This is a genomic window from Cyanobium sp. Cruz-8D1 (assembly GCF_024345975.1).
GTDB lineage: Bacteria > Cyanobacteriota > Cyanobacteriia > PCC-6307 > Cyanobiaceae > Cyanobium.
Window position 1 is genome coordinate 257428 of record NZ_JAGQCD010000001.1, and the last position, 15372, is coordinate 272799.

Below are 15372 nucleotides of genomic sequence, written 5' to 3' on the forward strand. Positions count from 1 at the left end.
CAGACTTAAGCCGTGATGGACATGACCGAAGCTCCGATCGCAACCCCGACATCCACCCCGACATCCACCCCTACCTCCGCAGCAACCGATCCCCGCCAGTCTGTGCTGGTGGCCTCCCTGCGCGCCCGATACGCCATCGCCGACCAGCGCCAGGATGCGAACGCCAAGCAGGCCCTGTTCAAGGAGGCTGTCTATCTGGGCATCCGCCCCGACGCGTACCAGGGCTCCAGCAGCGCCGCGTAGATCGCCTGCTGGTGCAGGATCCGGGCCTCCAGTCGGTGGGGAGGTCCGCTGAGGAATCCTTCGCCGTATCCCCGCTGGGCGGATTCCACCAAGACGCGGTCTTCGGCGAGAAAGCTGACCATCTCCGCCATCAGAACCTCCCCTTCGCCCTTGCGGGCTTCCGGGCCCAGCAGCCACACCTGCATCGTGCAGCTGGTGAGGTTCTCAGGCAGAAACTGGATCAGGGCCAGGCGTCCGTCGGGCCACAGCAGCAGGTGGTTCCAGGGCGGTAGACCGAAAGTGAGGAATTCGGTGTCCCCGTCCTGCCACGGGGTGGCCAGCAGATTGGCCCAGGTGCCGAAGCGGTGGCTGTAGTGGCGCACAGGGCCCTGCATCCTGTGCAGAGTGGTGGGATGGGCGATGGCGACGTGGTAATCGTCGAGGGTGTTGTCGTGGGCGATCTTCCAGTTGCAGGCCAGGGTTTGCCTGTGGAAGGCCAAGGGCACCAGGGGCTGGCTGAGGGGGGTGGCGGCTTCCTGCAGCGGTAGATCCAGCTGGTCGTCGAGGGGGATCGGATCGGCCCCGGGAGCCACCCAGATCAGGGAGGCCCGCAGCTCGCAGCCCAGACCCTCAAGCGGCCAGGCGCCGCGATCGAACGGTTCAACGAACTCCGCTTCCCGGGCGGCCGCCAACAGCGTTCCGCCCAGGTCATAGGTCCAGCCGTGGTACGGGCACACCAGCCTGCGGCAGGCCACGGTGCCTTCGGCCGGCTCGCGGAAGGCCACGGCCCGGTGGGGGCAGCGGTTGCGGAAGGCCCGCACGACGCCATCGCGGCCACGGCAGAGCAGCACCGGCAGGCCCAGCAGCTCCACCGCCAGGACATGACCAGGGGGCAGATCGGCGGCGGCGGCGACGGGATGCCAGAAGCGCGTGGCGACGTGCTGGCGCTCGAGGGCGGCCACGGCTTCGGAGCGGTAGAGCTCTGGCGGCAGAAAGGCGGCTGCGGGGGCGGAATCCATCGAAGAGCGCTCAGAGCAGGGAGCCATCCAGGCTGCGTAGGCGGCCTGCGAGCTCCTCGCGCAGCTCAAGAAAGGGTTGGGACACCCGCAGGTGGCGCAGATCGGAACGGTCCAGCCGCACGTCGACGCTGTGCACGATCCTGCCGGGTCGCGGCGCCATGATGTGCACCGTGCCGGCGAGGAGCAGGGCTTCCTCGATGTCGTGGGTGATCAGCAGGGCCGTGAGTCCCGTGGTCTTCCAGAGGTCGTGCAGGAATTCCTGCATCGATTCTCTGATCTGCAGATCGAGGGCCCCGAAGGGTTCGTCCAGGAGCAGAACCTTCGGCTCGGTGGCCAGGGCCCGGGCGATCGCCACCCGCTGCTGCATGCCCCCGGAGAGTTCCTGCGGCAGCAGCCGGGCCGCATCGGCCAGCCCGACCACGTCGAGGAAGTAGGCGGTCCGCTCCCGGATCTCCGTCTTGTCCCTGCCCTGGAGTGACAGGCCGAAGGCGACGTTCTGGGCCGCCGTGAGCCAGGGGTAGAGGCTGTACTTCTGGAACACCATGCCCCGGTCGGAACCGGGGCGCCGGACTTGTTCACCGTCGAGATGGATGGTGCCCTCGCTGGGCCGCTCCAGACCGGCGATCAGGCGCATCACGGTGGATTTGCCGGACCCCGAACTCCCCACCAGGGCCATGAACTGACCCGAAACCAGCTCGAAACTGATGTCCTGGAGCACGAGCTTGCGATCACGCCCCTCACCGAAGCTCTTGGAAACCTGGGAAACCTGAAGGTGCATGGCGTTCAGTTGGCCCAGGAACAGGCCCGTCGCATCAGGAACCGGAAGCCGAGATCGATCAACAGGCCGATCAAGCCGATCACGATGAGGCCGACAAAGATCTCGTCGGTGCGCAGGAATCTCTGGGCCAGGCTGATGCGTTTGCCCAGGCCTTCGTTGGCCGCCACCAGTTCGGCGACGATCACGAGATTCCAGGCCGACGCCATGTTGATCCGGTAGGTGTCGAGCACCTGGGGCGCGATGAAGGGCGCCACCACCCTGGTGAGGATCGGCAAGCCCCGGCCCCCCAGGGTGAGGGCCGTTTCCACCAGTTCAGAAGGAACGAATTTCACCGCGTCCATGATCATCAGGGTGTTGAAGAAAAAGGTTCCGATGAAGATGAGCATCACCTTCGGCAGTTCTTCAAGACCGAAATAAATGATCAGCAGGGGAATGAAGGCCGGCGCCGGCATATAGCGGATCAGAGCCATGAGCGGCTCCAGGAAGTGGCAGATCGGGCGGTTGGTGCCCATGGCGATGCCGATCGGCAGGGCCAGCCCTGCAGAGATCATGAATCCCAGGAAGACTCTCCGGACACTGGCTACCGCATCAGCCACCAGGATCCCTTGCTGAAATTGGTCGCTTCCCGCCAACCACACGGCCCCTGGCCCGGGCAGGAAGAGCTTGTCGACCATGCCGCTGGAGGTGACCAGCCACCACGCCACAAAGACCGTGAGGATGCCGAGCACCCCCAGCACCCAGGGGTGGGAGAAGGAGCGCCGCAAGGGGGGAGACCAGACCATGGTGGTCAAGGGGCGTTGTCGACGAACTGGGAATTCAGCAGGTTGGTCAGGTCAGGCTTGCTCTTGGCCAGGCCTGTTTCCACCAGGAAGACGTTGATCTGCTCGGCGGCATAGGGCAGCGACAGCATCGTGGTGCCCTGCTTGAAGTTGCTGCGGTTTTCCGCGAGGGTCTGGATGGTGGTGCCGGCGTTGTACGCCTTGAACTCCGCCTCGCTGACTCCGGAGCGCTCCACCAGGATCGGCAGGGTGCCGGCTGGATCCTCCTCAATGGTCTTGAGCGTGGCGAACCAGGCGTTGACGATCTTCTGGACCTTCTCAGGATTCTTGGCGACGAACTCCGTGCGGCAGACGAGCAGATCGCTGATTGCCCCCGGATGGTCCTTGGAGGTGGCCAGGGCCCGGCTGCCGGGACGCTTCAGGGCCTGGGTGGTGAAGGGGGCATAGACGCCCGCCGCATCCACCCTGCCTGCAGCGAAGGCCGCGGCGGCGGCACCGGTTTCCAGGGGGACAAAGGTGATGTCCTTGGCGGAAAGACCCGCTTCCTTGAGCACCTTCAACAGCAGGAAGTGGTCGACAGTGCCTTCTTCGGCGGCGACCTTCTTGCCTTTCAGGCCTGGAATCGAGGTGATTTCCGCCGCGGCGATGATCTGGTCATTGCCGGTGGAGAAATCGTTCTGGAGCACGACCTGCAGATCCGCCCCGCCAGCCACGGAACTGATGGTGTCGTTGAGGGTCTGGCTGTTGCAGTCAAGCTGGCCGGCGTTGAGAGCGTTGATCGAGTCGAGGTAGCCGTCAAACCACTGCATCGAGGCCGCCACACCCTGCGCCTTGAACAGGTCCTTGACCTCAGTGACCTTCCATGGGAACCATCCCGGCCAGGCGCTGTAGCCGATTTTCACGGGCGCTTCCTGGCTCACCGGTTGCTGGCAACCGGCCAGCAACCCTCCCCCGAGGGTTGCCATCAGGACGAGGGAAATCGCCCGGCGTTGACGACGAATGAAGGAGGGTTTCAACATCAGGAGATTCTGGGAAAGGGTGGGGTCTGTAGATGGGGCTCAGAGCTGATTTCGGCGTTTTGGGCGATCACCTCGAGCGATGGTGTTCGCGGTGTCTGATGGTTGAAGCGCCTTTGCTGAGGGCGTCAGAAGAACTCCAGATAACGCTGCTGCTCCCATTCGGAAACCGCTGAGTGGTAAGACTCCCACTCATCTCTTTTGTAGGTGATAAATGCCTTGAACATGGCATCACCGAATACGCTTTTGGCAAGTGGATCCTGGGCGAAGGCATCAACGGCCTCACCGAGGGTTCGGGGCAGCATGGTCAGGCCACGTTCGGCCCGTTCCGCTGCGCTGAGTGTGTAGGCATTCACCAGATTCGGCGCGCCGGGATCGAGTTCTTCTCGGATCCCTTCCAGCCCAGCCGCGAGCATCAGGGCGGCGCCAAGATAGGGGTTGCAGGAGATGTCGGCGGCACGGCATTCCACCCTTCCCCCTGGTGAGGGAATCCGCAGCATGTTGGTGCGGTTGTTATTGCCGTAGCACACGAAGACCGGTGCCCAGGTGAATCCCGACATGCTCCCCTTGGCTACCAGCCGCTTGTAGCTGTTGACCGTCGGAGCGATCACCGCGCAGATGGCGGGTGCATGGCGGAGCACGCCGGCGATGAAGTGTTCGGCCAGCCGGGTGACCTTCCCCGGAGTGGCTTCGGGGGTGGCGAACAGGTTGGCACCCGTCTGCCCATCCGCCAGGGACATATTGAAGTGGGCGCCGCTGCCGGCGCGATCGCCGAAGGGCTTGGGCATGAACGTGGCCAGCAGGCCGTGGCGATGGGCGATCTCCTTGGCCATCAGCTTGAAGAAGGTCAGCCGATCGGCCATGGTGAGGACCTCGGCGTAATCGAAGTCGGTCTCGAACTGGCCAGGGCCATCTTCGTGGTCGAAGGAGTAGACCCCCCAGCCCAGGTCGTTCATCGCCTGCACCAGTTCGTCCAGCCAGGGCAGGTTGTCGAGCAGGCCGCGTACGTCGTAGGCGGGCTTGTCGAGGGTGTCGCGATCGCTGTAGGGAACCCAGCCCCCCGCCGCCCCTTTCTTGAGCACGAAGAACTCGGTCTCAATGCCGAGGTTGAAGCGAAAGCCCATGGCGGCGGCCTCCTGGCGGACACGGCCGAGGATGTGGCGGCTGCAGGCGTCAAAGGGCTGGCCGTGCAGATGCAGGTCGCTGGCGAACCAGGCCACCTCCCGCTGCCACGGCAGCACCGTGACACTGGCTGGATCGGGCACGGCGGCCACTTCGTCGTCGCTGACCTCCTGGGGCACCCCGTCGAGGGCCGCCCCGGTGAACAGTTCGGAGCCGGCCATCATCTGGCCCAGGTGCGCGAGGGGCACGGCCTTGGCCTTGCTGACGCCGTGCAGATCAACGAAGCTCGCCAGGGCGTAACGGACACCCTTCGCCCGCAGGTCGGCCTGAAGGGCTGCGGTCGGGTCGGAGGCTGGATGCTGGTGACTCATCAGGCGTGGATCAGGGCGGGGGTGGTCTGAACGCTGGTCAGCTGGGCGGCGAGCCAGTCGTGCCAGGCGTCGAAGCCCACGCCGCTGGTGGCGGAGAGGCGGAACACGGCGGTGTGGGGATTCACCTGGCGGATGTGGGTTTCGATCCGCTCCACATCCACCGGCAGGTGGGGCAGCAGATCCACCTTGGTGATCAGCACGCAATCGGCTTCCCGGAACATGACCGGGTACTTGAGCGGCTTGTCGTCGCCTTCGGTCACACTCAGGAGCGCCACCTTGCGGTGCTCACCGATGGCGAATTCGGCGGGGCAGACCAGGTTGCCGACGTTCTCCACCCAGAGCAGATCCAGTTCGGCCGGATCCAGCCGCTGCTGCAGGAGTTTCAACCCGCCGCCCACCATGGCCGCATCGAGATGGCAGGCGCGGCCGGTGGTGATCGGCACCACCGGAATGCCCACGGCCTCCAGCCGCTCGGCATCGAGCAGGGTGGTCATGTCGCCTTCCAGCACGGCCATGGCCCAGCGGCTGGAGAGGGCGGCGAGGCTGCGCTCCAGCAGGGACGTCTTGCCGGCCCCGGGGCTGCTCATCACGTTGAGGCAGAGCACGTTCCAGGCGTCGAAATGGGCACGGTTGTGGTCGGCACGGTGCTGGTTGGCCGCCAGCAGGTTGAGGCCGAGGCTGTCTTCGAGGGGCATGTGCATGGCGGCTCAGCAGGCGACGGTGGGACAGGACGCGGTGGGCGGTGGGCTGGCGGTTTCGAAGCCATAGGCGACGGAACGGATCCGCAGCTCGCGGCCGCTGACGATCTCCTCCATCGGGTGCTGACAGCAGGGGGAGCGGAAGCCGTCGGCGGCATCGGGGCTGTAGGTGGCCTGGCAGCGAATGCAGCGACCCACAAGGGGCACCGACTCGATCACCAGTTCGGACCCGTCGAGCCAGGTGCCTTTGACGGCATCGGACCAGGTGACCACCAATTGGTCGGGTTCGACGCAGGTGAAGCTGCCCACCTCAAGGTGGACCCGGTCCACCTTGGGCACCCGGGGGGCGTGCTGCTGCTTCCATTCGTGCATGGAGAGGAGCAGGCAGCGGGTCATGTCGACTTCGTGCACGCCCCTATCTCCAGGCGCGGTCGACCTGCATGTTGCAGTCGCTGTGCAGCCAGGCGGGGACTGACTTACGGGGCAGCTGGCCGCTCACCACCAGGTGGGCCATGGTGTCGCAGATGACCCGGGTGGCCATCAGGGAGGTCATGTCGCTGACGTCGTAGGGGGGGGAGACCTCCACCACCTCGAGGCCGCAGACCGGAACGTTGCGCACGATCAGCTCCAGCAGCTTGAGGGCTTCGCGCGGCAGCAGCCCGCCCGGCTCGGGCCAGCCGGTGCCCGGCACGAAACCGGCATCGATGCAGTCGATGTCAAAGGAGATGTAGACGCAGTCGGTGCCGTCGGTGGCCCGTTCGATGGCGAACTTGGCCGCCGCCTCCAGGCCCATGTCGCAGATGTCGGTGACGGTGAGCACGTTGGTGCCCTGCTCGCGGCAGACCTTCACCCCTTCGCGCGGCACTTGCCAGCCGCCGATGCCCAGCTGCACCAGGTTCTGGGCCGGGGCGTTGGCCATGTTGGTCGCATGGAACCACGGGGTGGTGTGCATGCGTTCGTCGAGGTCGGTCTCCTGGGTGTCGACGTGGCGATCGAAGTGGATGATGCCCACCTTCTTGTCGCCGAGGTGGCGGCAGACGCCCCGGACGGTGGGGAAGCCGATCGAGTGGTCGCCACCCAGGATGATCGGGAAGGCGCCGCTGGCGAACACGTGGGCGATGCCCTTGGAGATCTGATCGAAGCTCTTTTCGTTGTTGGCGGGGATGGTGAAGATGTCACCCACGTCGCAGAGGGTGATCTGCTCGCGCAGGTCGACCCCCATTTCGTAGTTGTAGGGGGTGTACAGGGCGGAAATGCGCCGGATGCCCTGGGGGCCGAAGCGCGTGCCGGGGCGGTAGGTGGTGCCGCTGTCGTGGGGCACGCCCACCACTGCCACGTCAAACTCCCCGACCCGGTTCACATCCTCCAGGTACGGGGCCTTCATGAAGGTGTTGATGCCGGCGTAGTGGGGCAGCTCGCCGCGGGAGAAGGTGGAGATGCGCCGATCGACGATGCTGCTGGCCGCCTCCAGGCCGTAGCGCAGGCCCTGATCGACCTCTTGCTGCCAGCCCGTCAGGGGCAGGGACGCTTCCTTCTCCAGGGCCCGGGCCCCTTCGCTGCCGGTCGGATGGCCGCCTCGATCAAAGGCGTCAGCCGCATCGGTGGCAGGGCCGCTGGACGGTTCGTTCATGCAGACCTCTGGGCACGGTGGGAATGGGGCGGTCTCCCGGGCTTTTGTCCCTCCGTGCCACTCACCGGTGGGGAGGTGAGGCCCCCGAACCAATGAATGCGCTTCTCTCGGACCAGGCATCCAATCCATCGCTGGCAAAGCCTGCAATGGAGGACCGGAACCCTAGAAGCAACTTCCGCTCTGGCATCGTGCAGGCCCTTGCGGCTGACCGTTGTGGCGGTTGCTACCGGATCTCTTCTGTCGGCTCAGGTGGGGCAGGGGAGACCGGCCGCCTTGCGGTTGGTTTCGCGGCGCAGCAGCAGAAAGAGATAGTCGGGGTCCTTGTACTGGCTCGGCAGGCATTGGTGCAGCTGCTCGAGGCGGTGCCAGCACACCGTTCGCTGGATCTTCTTCAGGGTTCGCCCTTCGCGGACGAGCAGCCGCAGGGCCTTGCAGTACATCGGGTAGTTGGCCTCCAGCTCACCGATGGTGACTTTCGGAATCGTGGCCTTCGGCAGGGACGCTGGAAGCGATCGGGCGCTCATCGGCCATCCTTCGGGGCAGGCCCCGCTGAGATCTGTTCACTGTCGTTCATGGCCGGCTATGGGGCGCCCCCCAAACGGGGACATTCCGGCTCAGAGCCGCACCATGCCGCAGCGCATACCCTTGAGCACCGCCTGGAGTCGGCTGTTGACGCCCAGCGCCTGGAGCAGGCGTTTGGTGTAGGTCCGTGCCGTGGAGGAGCTGACCTGGAGCCGTTCGGCGATGTCCTTATCGCTCAGGCCACTGGCCAGCAGATCCAGCACCTCGTATTCCTTCGGCGTCAGTCGGGGACAGCTGAGGTACGGGAGCGAACCGCTGCGCAGGGAGGCGCTGCGGTAGTGGTGCCGTCCCATCACGGCCATCACGGCCGCCTGCAGGGGCCGCTGGTCGTCGACGACATCTGCTTCTGCCACCACCGCCTGGAGCCAGGGGGCATCGGCGTACTCGGCCGGAATGACGTCCCCCAGGGCCAGCAGCACCACCATCAGATCCGGCTGTCGCTCCCGCGCCTGGCGTGCCAGCTCGAAACCGTTGCCGGATTCGAGCCGGTCGGTGCAGAGCAGCAGGGCATGGGGGGCCCTGGCCAGATAGGCCAGGCAGGTGGCGGCGTCCGTCACGGCGCAGCCGATCATGTGGCTGTTCTGGAGGCTTTCGCAGACGGCCCGCAGCAGGAAGCGTCCGTTCATGGCGATCGCCAGGCGGCCGGGGATCTCCATTGACAGCAGGACGTCATCGAGGCCTGCACCGTCCAGGCTGTCGAGGAAAGGGGTGAAGTCCATGGCCAGACGCTATCGACTTCGCTGAATGAGCCGGTCGTGGGGGTTCGCTGACCCGAACGCCGCGATGATGCTGCGCCCCTTCCGATTCAGTTAAGATTTTGGCAACAGGTCAACACTCGGCATGAACCCAGACCACCCCGTGCTGAATGCGCTGCTGGAGCAGCTCCGCTCCCTCAAGGAGCAGTACAGCGATCTTCCCAACGAGCTCAACCGCTATCGGGTCGTTCGGCACGAGCAACTCATCGCCCAGTGGGCCCCCGGCTTCAGTTTTGCCCTCTGAGAGTCTGCGGCCCCCCAGATCCCTGGATTTGTAAACTTTGATTAAAAAATCGACACCTTCTGGTCGAGGGCATGAATAAAAACCACCCCGTCTACCACTCCCTGGTCTCCAGGCTTGAGAGCCTGAGGGACCAGTACCAGCACCACCCCTGTGAGGGGAACAGGTATCGGCTTGTACGGCAGGAGCAGCTGATTGCCCAGTGGGTCCAGGTTTCTGACCTGCCCAGCTGAAGAGGACGGTGGAAGAGCCGCTGGGTCCAAGGATTCAGGCGGCGCTTCCCGAAGAAAACCACCCTGTTTGTCTCCGGGTGACGATTGTTGCCAATGATGGGCCGTAAATCGGCTAGGCCGTCAGCAGCTCACCTCCCTCAGTGGCATGGCTAAGAAAGACAAAAGTGGTTCCAAAATCAAGCTTGACAAGGCCAAGGCCCTGAGCGGCAAGCAAAAGTCAGCCAAAAAGTCTGCCGACGGCCACCGATCCGCCGGTGCCAGCGAGTCAGATCTCTACCGACTCTCCCCCATCTTCGACGACCTCTCCAGCCATTCCGAGGGGCGCCCGCCCAAGTTGGATCGGAAGTTTTACGAACAGGAGCTGGTCCGGCTGCAGGTGGAGCTGGTCAAGATGCAGTACTGGGTGAAGCATGTGGGCTACCGCATGATTCTGCTGTTTGAGGGCCGGGATGCCGCCGGTAAGGGCGGCACCATCAAACGCATCACCGAGCCCCTGAACCCCCGCGGCTGCAACGTGGTGGCCTTGGGCACCCCCTCCGACCAGCAGAAGACGCAGTGGTATTTTCAGCGCTATGTGGAGAATTTCCCCTCGTCCGGGGAGATCGTGCTGTTCGACCGCAGCTGGTACAACCGGGCCGGCGTCGAGAAGGTGATGGGCTTCTGCGCCCCCGAGCAGGTGGATGAATTCATGTTGTCCTGCCCGGAATTTGAGCGCATGCTCGTGCGCAGCGGCATCACCCTGATCAAGTACTGGTTCTCCGTCAGCGACGATGAGCAGGAGGTCCGCTTCCGCTCCCGCCTCGAGGATCCGGCCCGGCGCTGGAAGCTCAGCCCGATGGATCTGGAATCCCGCGATCGCTGGGTCGAGTTCTCCCGGGCCAAGGACGAAATGTTCGCCCACACCAACATCCCTGAGGCTCCCTGGTTCACGGTGGAGGCCAATGACAAGCGCCGGGCCAGGCTCAACTGCATCCGCCACCTGCTCAGCAAGGTCCCCTACGAGGACATGACCCCGGCCGCCATCGAATTGCCCCCGCGCAAGAGCGGCGGCGACTACCAGCGCCCCCCCATGAACGAGCAGTTCTTCGTCCCCAACGCCTACCCCTGAACCTCCTGGCCAAGCCGCCAGCGGCCCCCCAGCAGTTCCAGCCAGATCAGCACCACCAGCCAGTGGATCAGCACCGGCGGCCAGATGGAGCCGGTGGCCTGGTAGGCGATCACGCAGACCACCCCCAGCAGGCCGGCCAGAAGCAGGAAGCGGCCATCGTCGAACAGGCGCCGCCCCTGGGGATACCAGAGCCGGCCGGCCAGGGGATGCCAGGCCACAAACAGCCCCACGCTCAGGGCGCCCCAGGCGAGGTTGTCCCAGGCGCTCAGCCCTTCGAGCGGGTGGGGCAGCAGGGCCGCCCGGAACAGGGTTTCTTCGATCAGGGACGGCGTCAGCAGCAGGGCAACCGCCTGGCGCCTCAGGATCATGGGCCGCACCTTTGGCCGCTGCGCCGGCAGGAATCCCGTGCCACGCCCCAGGCCCAGGGCCACGGCGGCGTAGATCCCCAGCAGCAGGGTGCCCACGGCCAGCATGCGGCTGGTGAGCGGGGCGAAGTAAGAGTCCATCAGGCGGGGCAGGACCACCCCCACCACAGGGAACTGGCCCAGCAGCTGCGTTGGCGCCAGGGGGGCCAGGCGCTGGTCAGCCCCGGGAAGTTGGTTGGTGCGCACCAGATGCAGGCGGTCACCGTGGCGCAGGAACACCCCGGCCATCTCGTCGTGGGCCCGGCGGGGCAGCATCGAGCGCCAGCTGAGCACCCCGTCCCACAGACTCCGGCTGGCCTTGAAGCGGTCCGGGGCCTCGCCCGGGGTGTCCAGGAGCGAGGCGTTGTGGCGCCAGTCCTCGCGCACCATGCCGAAGGGGGTCAGCAGGGCATCGAGGGCCTGGGCCAGGGAGGCCAGCCGGGGCAGTTCACGGCCGTCCAGCTCCCGGCGGCGGCGACGCAGCTGGTCGATGGCGATCCACAGGGCCTGGCTGGAATCCTGCACGCAGGAGATGGCTGGCGTGACCAGGGACACCCCGCCGCCATCACCGCTGCGGTAGCGGGCCATCAGCACCTCCGCCTGGATGGCCAGCTCGTCCAGCAGCAGGGGGTCGGTGCGCACCAGCACGTCGGAGATCGGCCGCGTGCCCAGCCAGCCCCGCTGCAGGTTGCCGGTGTAGGCGCTCCAGTCCTGGCTTCCGGACACGATGCCGTTGGGGTTGTTGGCGTAGATCTGGTGGTACCGGAGGTCGAATCGTGGTTGCCCGGTGAACGGATCGATCACCACCCGGGCGGCGCCGAAGGCGAAGTGGCCCGTGACCGTGAAGGCGCTGATCGCTTCCCCTTCGGAGCCACCGATGCCGCCGAAGTTGTGGATCAGCAGGGAGCGGTCACCGGGTTGCCAAGGGGCGTGGGCACCGTCGGGAATCAGACCCACCCGGCTGAAGCGCCCGCGACGGGTCTGGCTGTCGCTCCAGTTGACCCGGCTGATCTGGTTCAATCCGGCGGTGGTGCCCCGCAGGAGCCGGTCGCTCGCCAGGGCGGTCAGCAGGCGGGGCTCCAGGGCCTGGGCGGTGAAGGTCCCGTCGCCATCCGGGGCGCCGTAGACGTACCAGCCGTCGGCGCCCGCTGGCGTCGCCAGCAGTCCCTCCGGGTCGAAGAAGCGCCGGCCGTGGCGATCGGGGGGCTGGCGGGGCAGCCGCATGGTCTCGATCACGCCGCTGAAGCTCCCCCGCCGCCGGTCGTAGTGCTGCACCTGGAAGCGTTCTGGATCCGCAGGGTCGCGGGAAAGCAGCCGCACCAGTCCCACCCAGCGTCCGGTGCTCTGCAGGGGCGGACGGCCGATGCGGAGCATGGGTTCCCCGTCCCGCTGCTCGAGCTGCACCGCTTCGAGCGTCACGGTGATGTCGTCGTGGGGGTGGGCCCCGGCCAGGGACTGCAACGGCCCGACGCCATCGCGACCGTCGAGGCGGGTGGGCACCACATTGCCCTGCTGGGCCGCCAGGCGGGCCTCGGCCCCGAGTCGCACCGGCGTTCGCACCATCCCCACCAGGACGCGGAGCCTGGGGTCGTCCTGCCAGCCCAGGCGCAGGCGCCGGCCGATCAGGTCTTGGCGGCCGGCCGGGGCCTGCTCCACCTCCAGCCAGACCCAGTCGCCGTCACCTTCGGCCATCTCGGCTGAGGGGGGAAGAATCAGCCGTCCGAACCAGTCGCCATGGGGGCGGTAGAGGGCCGGATCCGGCCGACGCTCCAGGGGGTAGTGCTCCGGCCGGTTGAAGGGGGCTTGCCAGGCCAGGTCGTAGCTGGTGGGGGGTGGGGGGCCCGGCTGGGCCAGGGCAGCCAGGGCCTGGGGCACGACCAGCAGGGCCGAGATGCCGAGGGCCAGCAGCAGGGCAAGCCAGCGGCGGCGGGGGCGGGCTGGACGCATCGGCCCTGGCCGTGGCAGGAGTACCAAGTCCCTATCTCCTCTCTTCGCGGTGGATGGCCAGTGCCGCCAGGATCCCGCCGGCGAAGCCGGAGGCGTGGCCGATCCAGCTCACCCCCGGGGGACTCAGGAAGGGCAGCAGGCTGGGTAGGGCCCCTCCGTAGGCGAACAGGGCCGTGAGCGACAGCAGAATCGAGAGTGGGCGGCGTTCCAGCCAGCCGATCAGCAGCAGGTAGCCCAGCAATCCATAGATCACCCCCGAGAGGCCGTGGCTGGCTTGGTGCCAGAAGAGCCAGACAGGAATGGCCGTGGCATAGACCCACAGCCACACGGCCAGGTAGTCGCCCCGACTCTTGGCCAGCACCAGCCAGGAGAGTGGCAGGAACCAGAGGCTGTTGCTGATCAGGTGACCGAAGCCACCGTGGCTGAAGGGGGCGGTGAGGACGCCGAGGAAAGGTCCCCCCGGCACCATTGGCAGGTTCCAACGTCCGCCGAAGACCAGCTGGTCGATGATTTCCTGAACCCAGGGCACCGCCAGAATCAGCAAGGGCAGCACGGCCACTCCCTTGAGTTGGGACAGGCTGCGGTCGAGCCGCTGGGCGAGGGATCCGGCCATGGCCGCCAAGGGGTGCGCAGAGCATTCCAGGCTTGTCCTAGCTCCCCAGTGGACCGCTCAGCAGCCACCACCACAGCGGAACCGAGACCAGGGCCAGGGCCGTGCTCCACAACACCAGAGCCGCCACCGCTTCGGCCGCCTCCTGCCGCCCCACGCCGGCCGCTTCAGTGAGCAGCAGCACCGAGACGCCGGTGGGTGCCGCCGCCTGCAGCACCACCGCATCCCGCAGCAGCGATGGCAATCCCAGCAGGCTGGCCAGCAGCAGCAAGGCCAGGGGCAACGCCAGCAGCTTGCCCGCCAGGGCCACCCCCAGCCCGGGGGGTCTGTCAGGGCTCGGATGGCGACGCCGGAGCACCAGACTCAGTCGCATCCCCACCATCGCCAGGGCCACCAGGATCACCAGGCGTGCCGGCCACCACAGCCACTGGGCCAGGGTGGCGCTCCAGGGGGTCTGGTGCACGAGCAGGGCGAGCAGCAGCCCCCGGATGGCCGGGCTGGTGGCCAGGACGCGCAGCTGTTGGCGGATGCTGCCCCCGCGCCGGTCGACCAGCAGCGGGCCAAGGCTCCAGGTGATCAGGGTGGCCATCAGATCGAAGGCGATCGTGAAGCCGATGGCCTCGGCAGGGAGCAGGGCCAGCCCCACCGGAAGTCCCCAATAGGCGGTGTTGCCCACGATGCAGCCCAGCTGCAGGCTGCCGTCGGGAATCCGGCGGCGCAGGGCCGGCAGTCGCAGCAGCAGCAGGCCCAGGCCCGAGGCTGCGGCCGCCATCAGCGCCGCCGTGAGCAGGTTGGCCTGGAAACCCGAGCGCAGCAGCAGGGCCACCAGGCCGATCGGGATGCCCCAGGAGATCAGCGGTGGGGCCAGCCTCCCCGGCAGTCCAGGGAACCGCAGCCCCAACAACACTCCGATCCCCAGGGCCGGCACCAGTTCGAACAGGAAGCGCAGCAGGAGCCCTCCCCCATCTGCCGGTCGTCCCACGATGGCGGCCCCGCCCCCCCAACGCTGCCTAGGGTCGTGACGCCCCCACGGTTCCCAAGGCTCCCGATGCAATCCCCCATGCGCTCCGGCGCAGACAACGGCTTCGGCGGCCTCTGGCAGCTGATCTTCGCGGCCGTGCTGGGAGGACTGGTGTTGCTCACCCAGACAGTGTTCATCGTGCCGGCGGGCAGCGTCGCCGTGGTCACCACCCTGGGCAAAGTCACCGGGGTGCCGCGGCAGCCGGGGGCCAACTTCAAGGTCCCCCTGGCCCAGAACACCTCCCTCTTTGATGTGCGCACCCAGGTGCGGCCGGAGCAGTTCTCCACTCTCACCAAGGACCTGCAGGTGATCCAGGCCACCGCGACGGTGAAGTACGCCATGAAGCCCGCCGAGGCGGGTCGCATCTACGAAACGATCGCCACCGACGACCAGCAGATCTATCCGCGGGTGATCCAGCCGTCCCTGCTGAAGGCCCTCAAGTCAGTGTTCTCCCAGTACGAACTGGTGACCATCGCCACCGAGTGGAACTCCATCTCGGAACTGGTGCAGGAGAAGGTGGCCGAGGAGTTGCGCAAGTTCGACTACGTGACCGTCCAGGGCCTGGATCTCACCGGCCTGCAGATCGCCGAGGAGTACCGTGCCGCGATCGAGCAGAAGCAGATCGCCGAGCAGCAACTGCTGCGGGCCCAGACGGAGGTGCTGATCGCCGAGCAGGAGGCCAAGCGTTATCAGACCCTCAACTCCAGCCTCGACGACCAGGTGCTCTACAAGTTGTTCCTCGACAAGTGGGATGGGCAGACCTCGGTGGTGCCGGCCCTGCCTGGGGCGGCCGGGGGCGGCAACCCCGTGATCGTCAACGGTCGCCGCTGAACCCG

Annotated in this window: 17 protein-coding genes and 1 riboswitch; of the genes, 4 read left to right on the forward strand and 13 right to left on the reverse strand. The window is 66.6% G+C overall.

Annotated features, from left to right (window positions below; translation table 11 throughout):
- The first annotated feature begins 21 nt into the window (after positions 1–21).
- Positions 22–243 carry a hypothetical protein gene (locus KBZ33_RS01335; RefSeq protein WP_255011405.1) on the forward strand — a complete coding sequence of 74 codons (222 nt, stop codon included), beginning with the start codon at positions 22–24 and terminating at the stop codon, positions 241–243.
- Here the strand turns inward: KBZ33_RS01335 and KBZ33_RS01340 are convergent.
- From KBZ33_RS01340 to KBZ33_RS01385, 10 genes are all read right to left on the reverse strand, one after another.
- A complete protein-coding gene (locus KBZ33_RS01340) occupies positions 192–1241 on the reverse strand; it encodes an aromatic ring-hydroxylating dioxygenase subunit alpha (protein WP_254949515.1) in 1050 nt (349 codons plus the stop codon). The genes KBZ33_RS01335 and KBZ33_RS01340 overlap by 52 nt on opposite strands.
- Positions 1242–1251: 10 nt before the next feature.
- Positions 1252–2019 (reverse strand): ABC transporter ATP-binding protein, encoded by a 768-nt coding sequence (locus tag KBZ33_RS01345; RefSeq protein WP_254949514.1) that lies wholly within the window; start codon positions 2017–2019, stop codon positions 1252–1254.
- Between the two features lie 5 nt (positions 2020–2024).
- Entirely contained in the window at positions 2025–2801 is a 777-nt protein-coding gene (locus KBZ33_RS01350; RefSeq protein WP_254949513.1) for an ABC transporter permease, read from the reverse strand.
- A 5-nt stretch (positions 2802–2806) separates the two neighbouring features.
- Positions 2807–3817 (reverse strand): ABC transporter substrate-binding protein, encoded by a 1011-nt coding sequence (locus KBZ33_RS01355; RefSeq protein ID WP_254949512.1) that lies wholly within the window; start codon positions 3815–3817, stop codon positions 2807–2809.
- Positions 3818–3942: 125 nt separating this feature from the next.
- Positions 3943–5307: a type III glutamate--ammonia ligase gene (gene glnT, locus KBZ33_RS01360; protein WP_254949511.1), complete on the reverse strand. Its 1365-nt coding sequence runs from the start codon at positions 5305–5307 to the stop codon at positions 3943–3945.
- Complete coding sequence (hypB, locus tag KBZ33_RS01365) at positions 5307–6008, reverse strand: hydrogenase nickel incorporation protein HypB (RefSeq protein ID WP_254949510.1); 702 nt, start codon at positions 6006–6008, stop codon at positions 5307–5309. Before hypB ends, glnT begins: the two co-directional genes overlap by 1 nt.
- 6 nt (positions 6009–6014) lie before the next feature.
- A complete protein-coding gene (locus KBZ33_RS01370; RefSeq protein ID WP_261362140.1) occupies positions 6015–6401 on the reverse strand; it encodes a hydrogenase maturation nickel metallochaperone HypA in 387 nt (128 codons plus the stop codon).
- A gap of 19 nt (positions 6402–6420) precedes the next feature.
- Positions 6421–7635, reverse strand: coding sequence for an agmatinase (gene speB / locus KBZ33_RS01375; RefSeq protein ID WP_254949508.1), 1215 nt, complete (start codon positions 7633–7635; stop codon positions 6421–6423).
- A gap of 31 nt (positions 7636–7666) precedes the next feature.
- A riboswitch (guanidine-I (ykkC/yxkD leader) is annotated at positions 7667–7812 on the reverse strand.
- A 68-nt stretch (positions 7813–7880) separates the two neighbouring features.
- Complete coding sequence (locus KBZ33_RS01380; protein ID WP_254949507.1) at positions 7881–8159, reverse strand: DUF3136 domain-containing protein; 279 nt, start codon at positions 8157–8159, stop codon at positions 7881–7883.
- Between the two features lie 90 nt (positions 8160–8249).
- Positions 8250–8936: a response regulator transcription factor gene (locus KBZ33_RS01385; RefSeq protein WP_254949506.1), complete on the reverse strand. Its 687-nt coding sequence runs from the start codon at positions 8934–8936 to the stop codon at positions 8250–8252.
- A gap of 121 nt (positions 8937–9057) precedes the next feature.
- Here KBZ33_RS01385 and KBZ33_RS01390 point away from each other — a divergent pair, with 121 nt between their 5' ends.
- Positions 9058–9216, forward strand: coding sequence for a hypothetical protein (locus tag KBZ33_RS01390; RefSeq protein WP_254949505.1), 159 nt, complete (start codon positions 9058–9060; stop codon positions 9214–9216).
- Positions 9217–9591: 375 nt separating this feature from the next.
- Positions 9592–10554 carry a polyphosphate kinase 2 gene (gene ppk2 / locus KBZ33_RS01395; RefSeq protein WP_254949504.1) on the forward strand — a complete coding sequence of 321 codons (963 nt, stop codon included), beginning with the start codon at positions 9592–9594 and terminating at the stop codon, positions 10552–10554.
- On the opposite strand, the gene KBZ33_RS01400 is transcribed toward ppk2, so the two are convergent.
- From KBZ33_RS01400 to KBZ33_RS01410, 3 genes are read right to left on the reverse strand one after another with little or no spacing between them, the layout of a single operon-like run.
- Positions 10545–12905 carry a type II CAAX prenyl endopeptidase Rce1 family protein gene (locus KBZ33_RS01400; protein WP_254949503.1) on the reverse strand — a complete coding sequence of 787 codons (2361 nt, stop codon included), beginning with the start codon at positions 12903–12905 and terminating at the stop codon, positions 10545–10547. The two genes, ppk2 and KBZ33_RS01400, sit on opposite strands and share 10 nt — an antisense overlap.
- A 31-nt stretch (positions 12906–12936) precedes the next feature.
- Positions 12937–13518: a rhomboid family intramembrane serine protease gene (locus KBZ33_RS01405; RefSeq protein ID WP_254949502.1), complete on the reverse strand. Its 582-nt coding sequence runs from the start codon at positions 13516–13518 to the stop codon at positions 12937–12939.
- A 37-nt stretch (positions 13519–13555) separates the two neighbouring features.
- Positions 13556–14497: an AEC family transporter gene (locus tag KBZ33_RS01410; RefSeq protein ID WP_254949501.1), complete on the reverse strand. Its 942-nt coding sequence runs from the start codon at positions 14495–14497 to the stop codon at positions 13556–13558.
- A 66-nt stretch (positions 14498–14563) separates the two neighbouring features.
- Here KBZ33_RS01410 and KBZ33_RS01415 point away from each other — a divergent pair, with 66 nt between their 5' ends.
- Positions 14564–15367: a prohibitin family protein gene (locus KBZ33_RS01415; RefSeq protein WP_254949500.1), complete on the forward strand. Its 804-nt coding sequence runs from the start codon at positions 14564–14566 to the stop codon at positions 15365–15367.
- The last annotated feature ends 5 nt before the right edge of the window (positions 15368–15372 follow it).

Bases quoted from the DNA above. Each gene is read 5' to 3' on its own strand.
- KBZ33_RS01335 (WP_255011405.1), top strand. From the start codon at position 22: ATGACCGAAGCTCCGATCGCAACCCCGACATCCACCCCGACATCCACC.
- KBZ33_RS01340 (WP_254949515.1), bottom strand. From the start codon at position 1,241: ATGGATTCCGCCCCCGCAGCCGCCTTTCTGCCGCCAGAGCTCTACCGC.
- KBZ33_RS01345 (WP_254949514.1), bottom strand. From the start codon at position 2,019: ATGCACCTTCAGGTTTCCCAGGTTTCCAAGAGCTTCGGTGAGGGGCGT.
- KBZ33_RS01350 (WP_254949513.1), bottom strand. From the start codon at position 2,801: ATGGTCTGGTCTCCCCCCTTGCGGCGCTCCTTCTCCCACCCCTGGGTG.
- KBZ33_RS01355 (WP_254949512.1), bottom strand. From the start codon at position 3,817: ATGTTGAAACCCTCCTTCATTCGTCGTCAACGCCGGGCGATTTCCCTC.
- glnT (WP_254949511.1), bottom strand. From the start codon at position 5,307: ATGAGTCACCAGCATCCAGCCTCCGACCCGACCGCAGCCCTTCAGGCC.
- hypB (WP_254949510.1), bottom strand. From the start codon at position 6,008: ATGCACATGCCCCTCGAAGACAGCCTCGGCCTCAACCTGCTGGCGGCC.
- KBZ33_RS01370 (WP_261362140.1), bottom strand. From the start codon at position 6,401: ATGACCCGCTGCCTGCTCCTCTCCATGCACGAATGGAAGCAGCAGCAC.
- speB (WP_254949508.1), bottom strand. From the start codon at position 7,635: ATGAACGAACCGTCCAGCGGCCCTGCCACCGATGCGGCTGACGCCTTT.
- KBZ33_RS01380 (WP_254949507.1), bottom strand. From the start codon at position 8,159: ATGAGCGCCCGATCGCTTCCAGCGTCCCTGCCGAAGGCCACGATTCCG.
- KBZ33_RS01385 (WP_254949506.1), bottom strand. From the start codon at position 8,936: ATGGACTTCACCCCTTTCCTCGACAGCCTGGACGGTGCAGGCCTCGAT.
- KBZ33_RS01390 (WP_254949505.1), top strand. From the start codon at position 9,058: ATGAACCCAGACCACCCCGTGCTGAATGCGCTGCTGGAGCAGCTCCGC.
- ppk2 (WP_254949504.1), top strand. From the start codon at position 9,592: ATGGCTAAGAAAGACAAAAGTGGTTCCAAAATCAAGCTTGACAAGGCC.
- KBZ33_RS01400 (WP_254949503.1), bottom strand. From the start codon at position 12,905: ATGCGTCCAGCCCGCCCCCGCCGCCGCTGGCTTGCCCTGCTGCTGGCC.
- KBZ33_RS01405 (WP_254949502.1), bottom strand. From the start codon at position 13,518: ATGGCCGGATCCCTCGCCCAGCGGCTCGACCGCAGCCTGTCCCAACTC.
- KBZ33_RS01415 (WP_254949500.1), top strand. From the start codon at position 14,564: ATGCAATCCCCCATGCGCTCCGGCGCAGACAACGGCTTCGGCGGCCTC.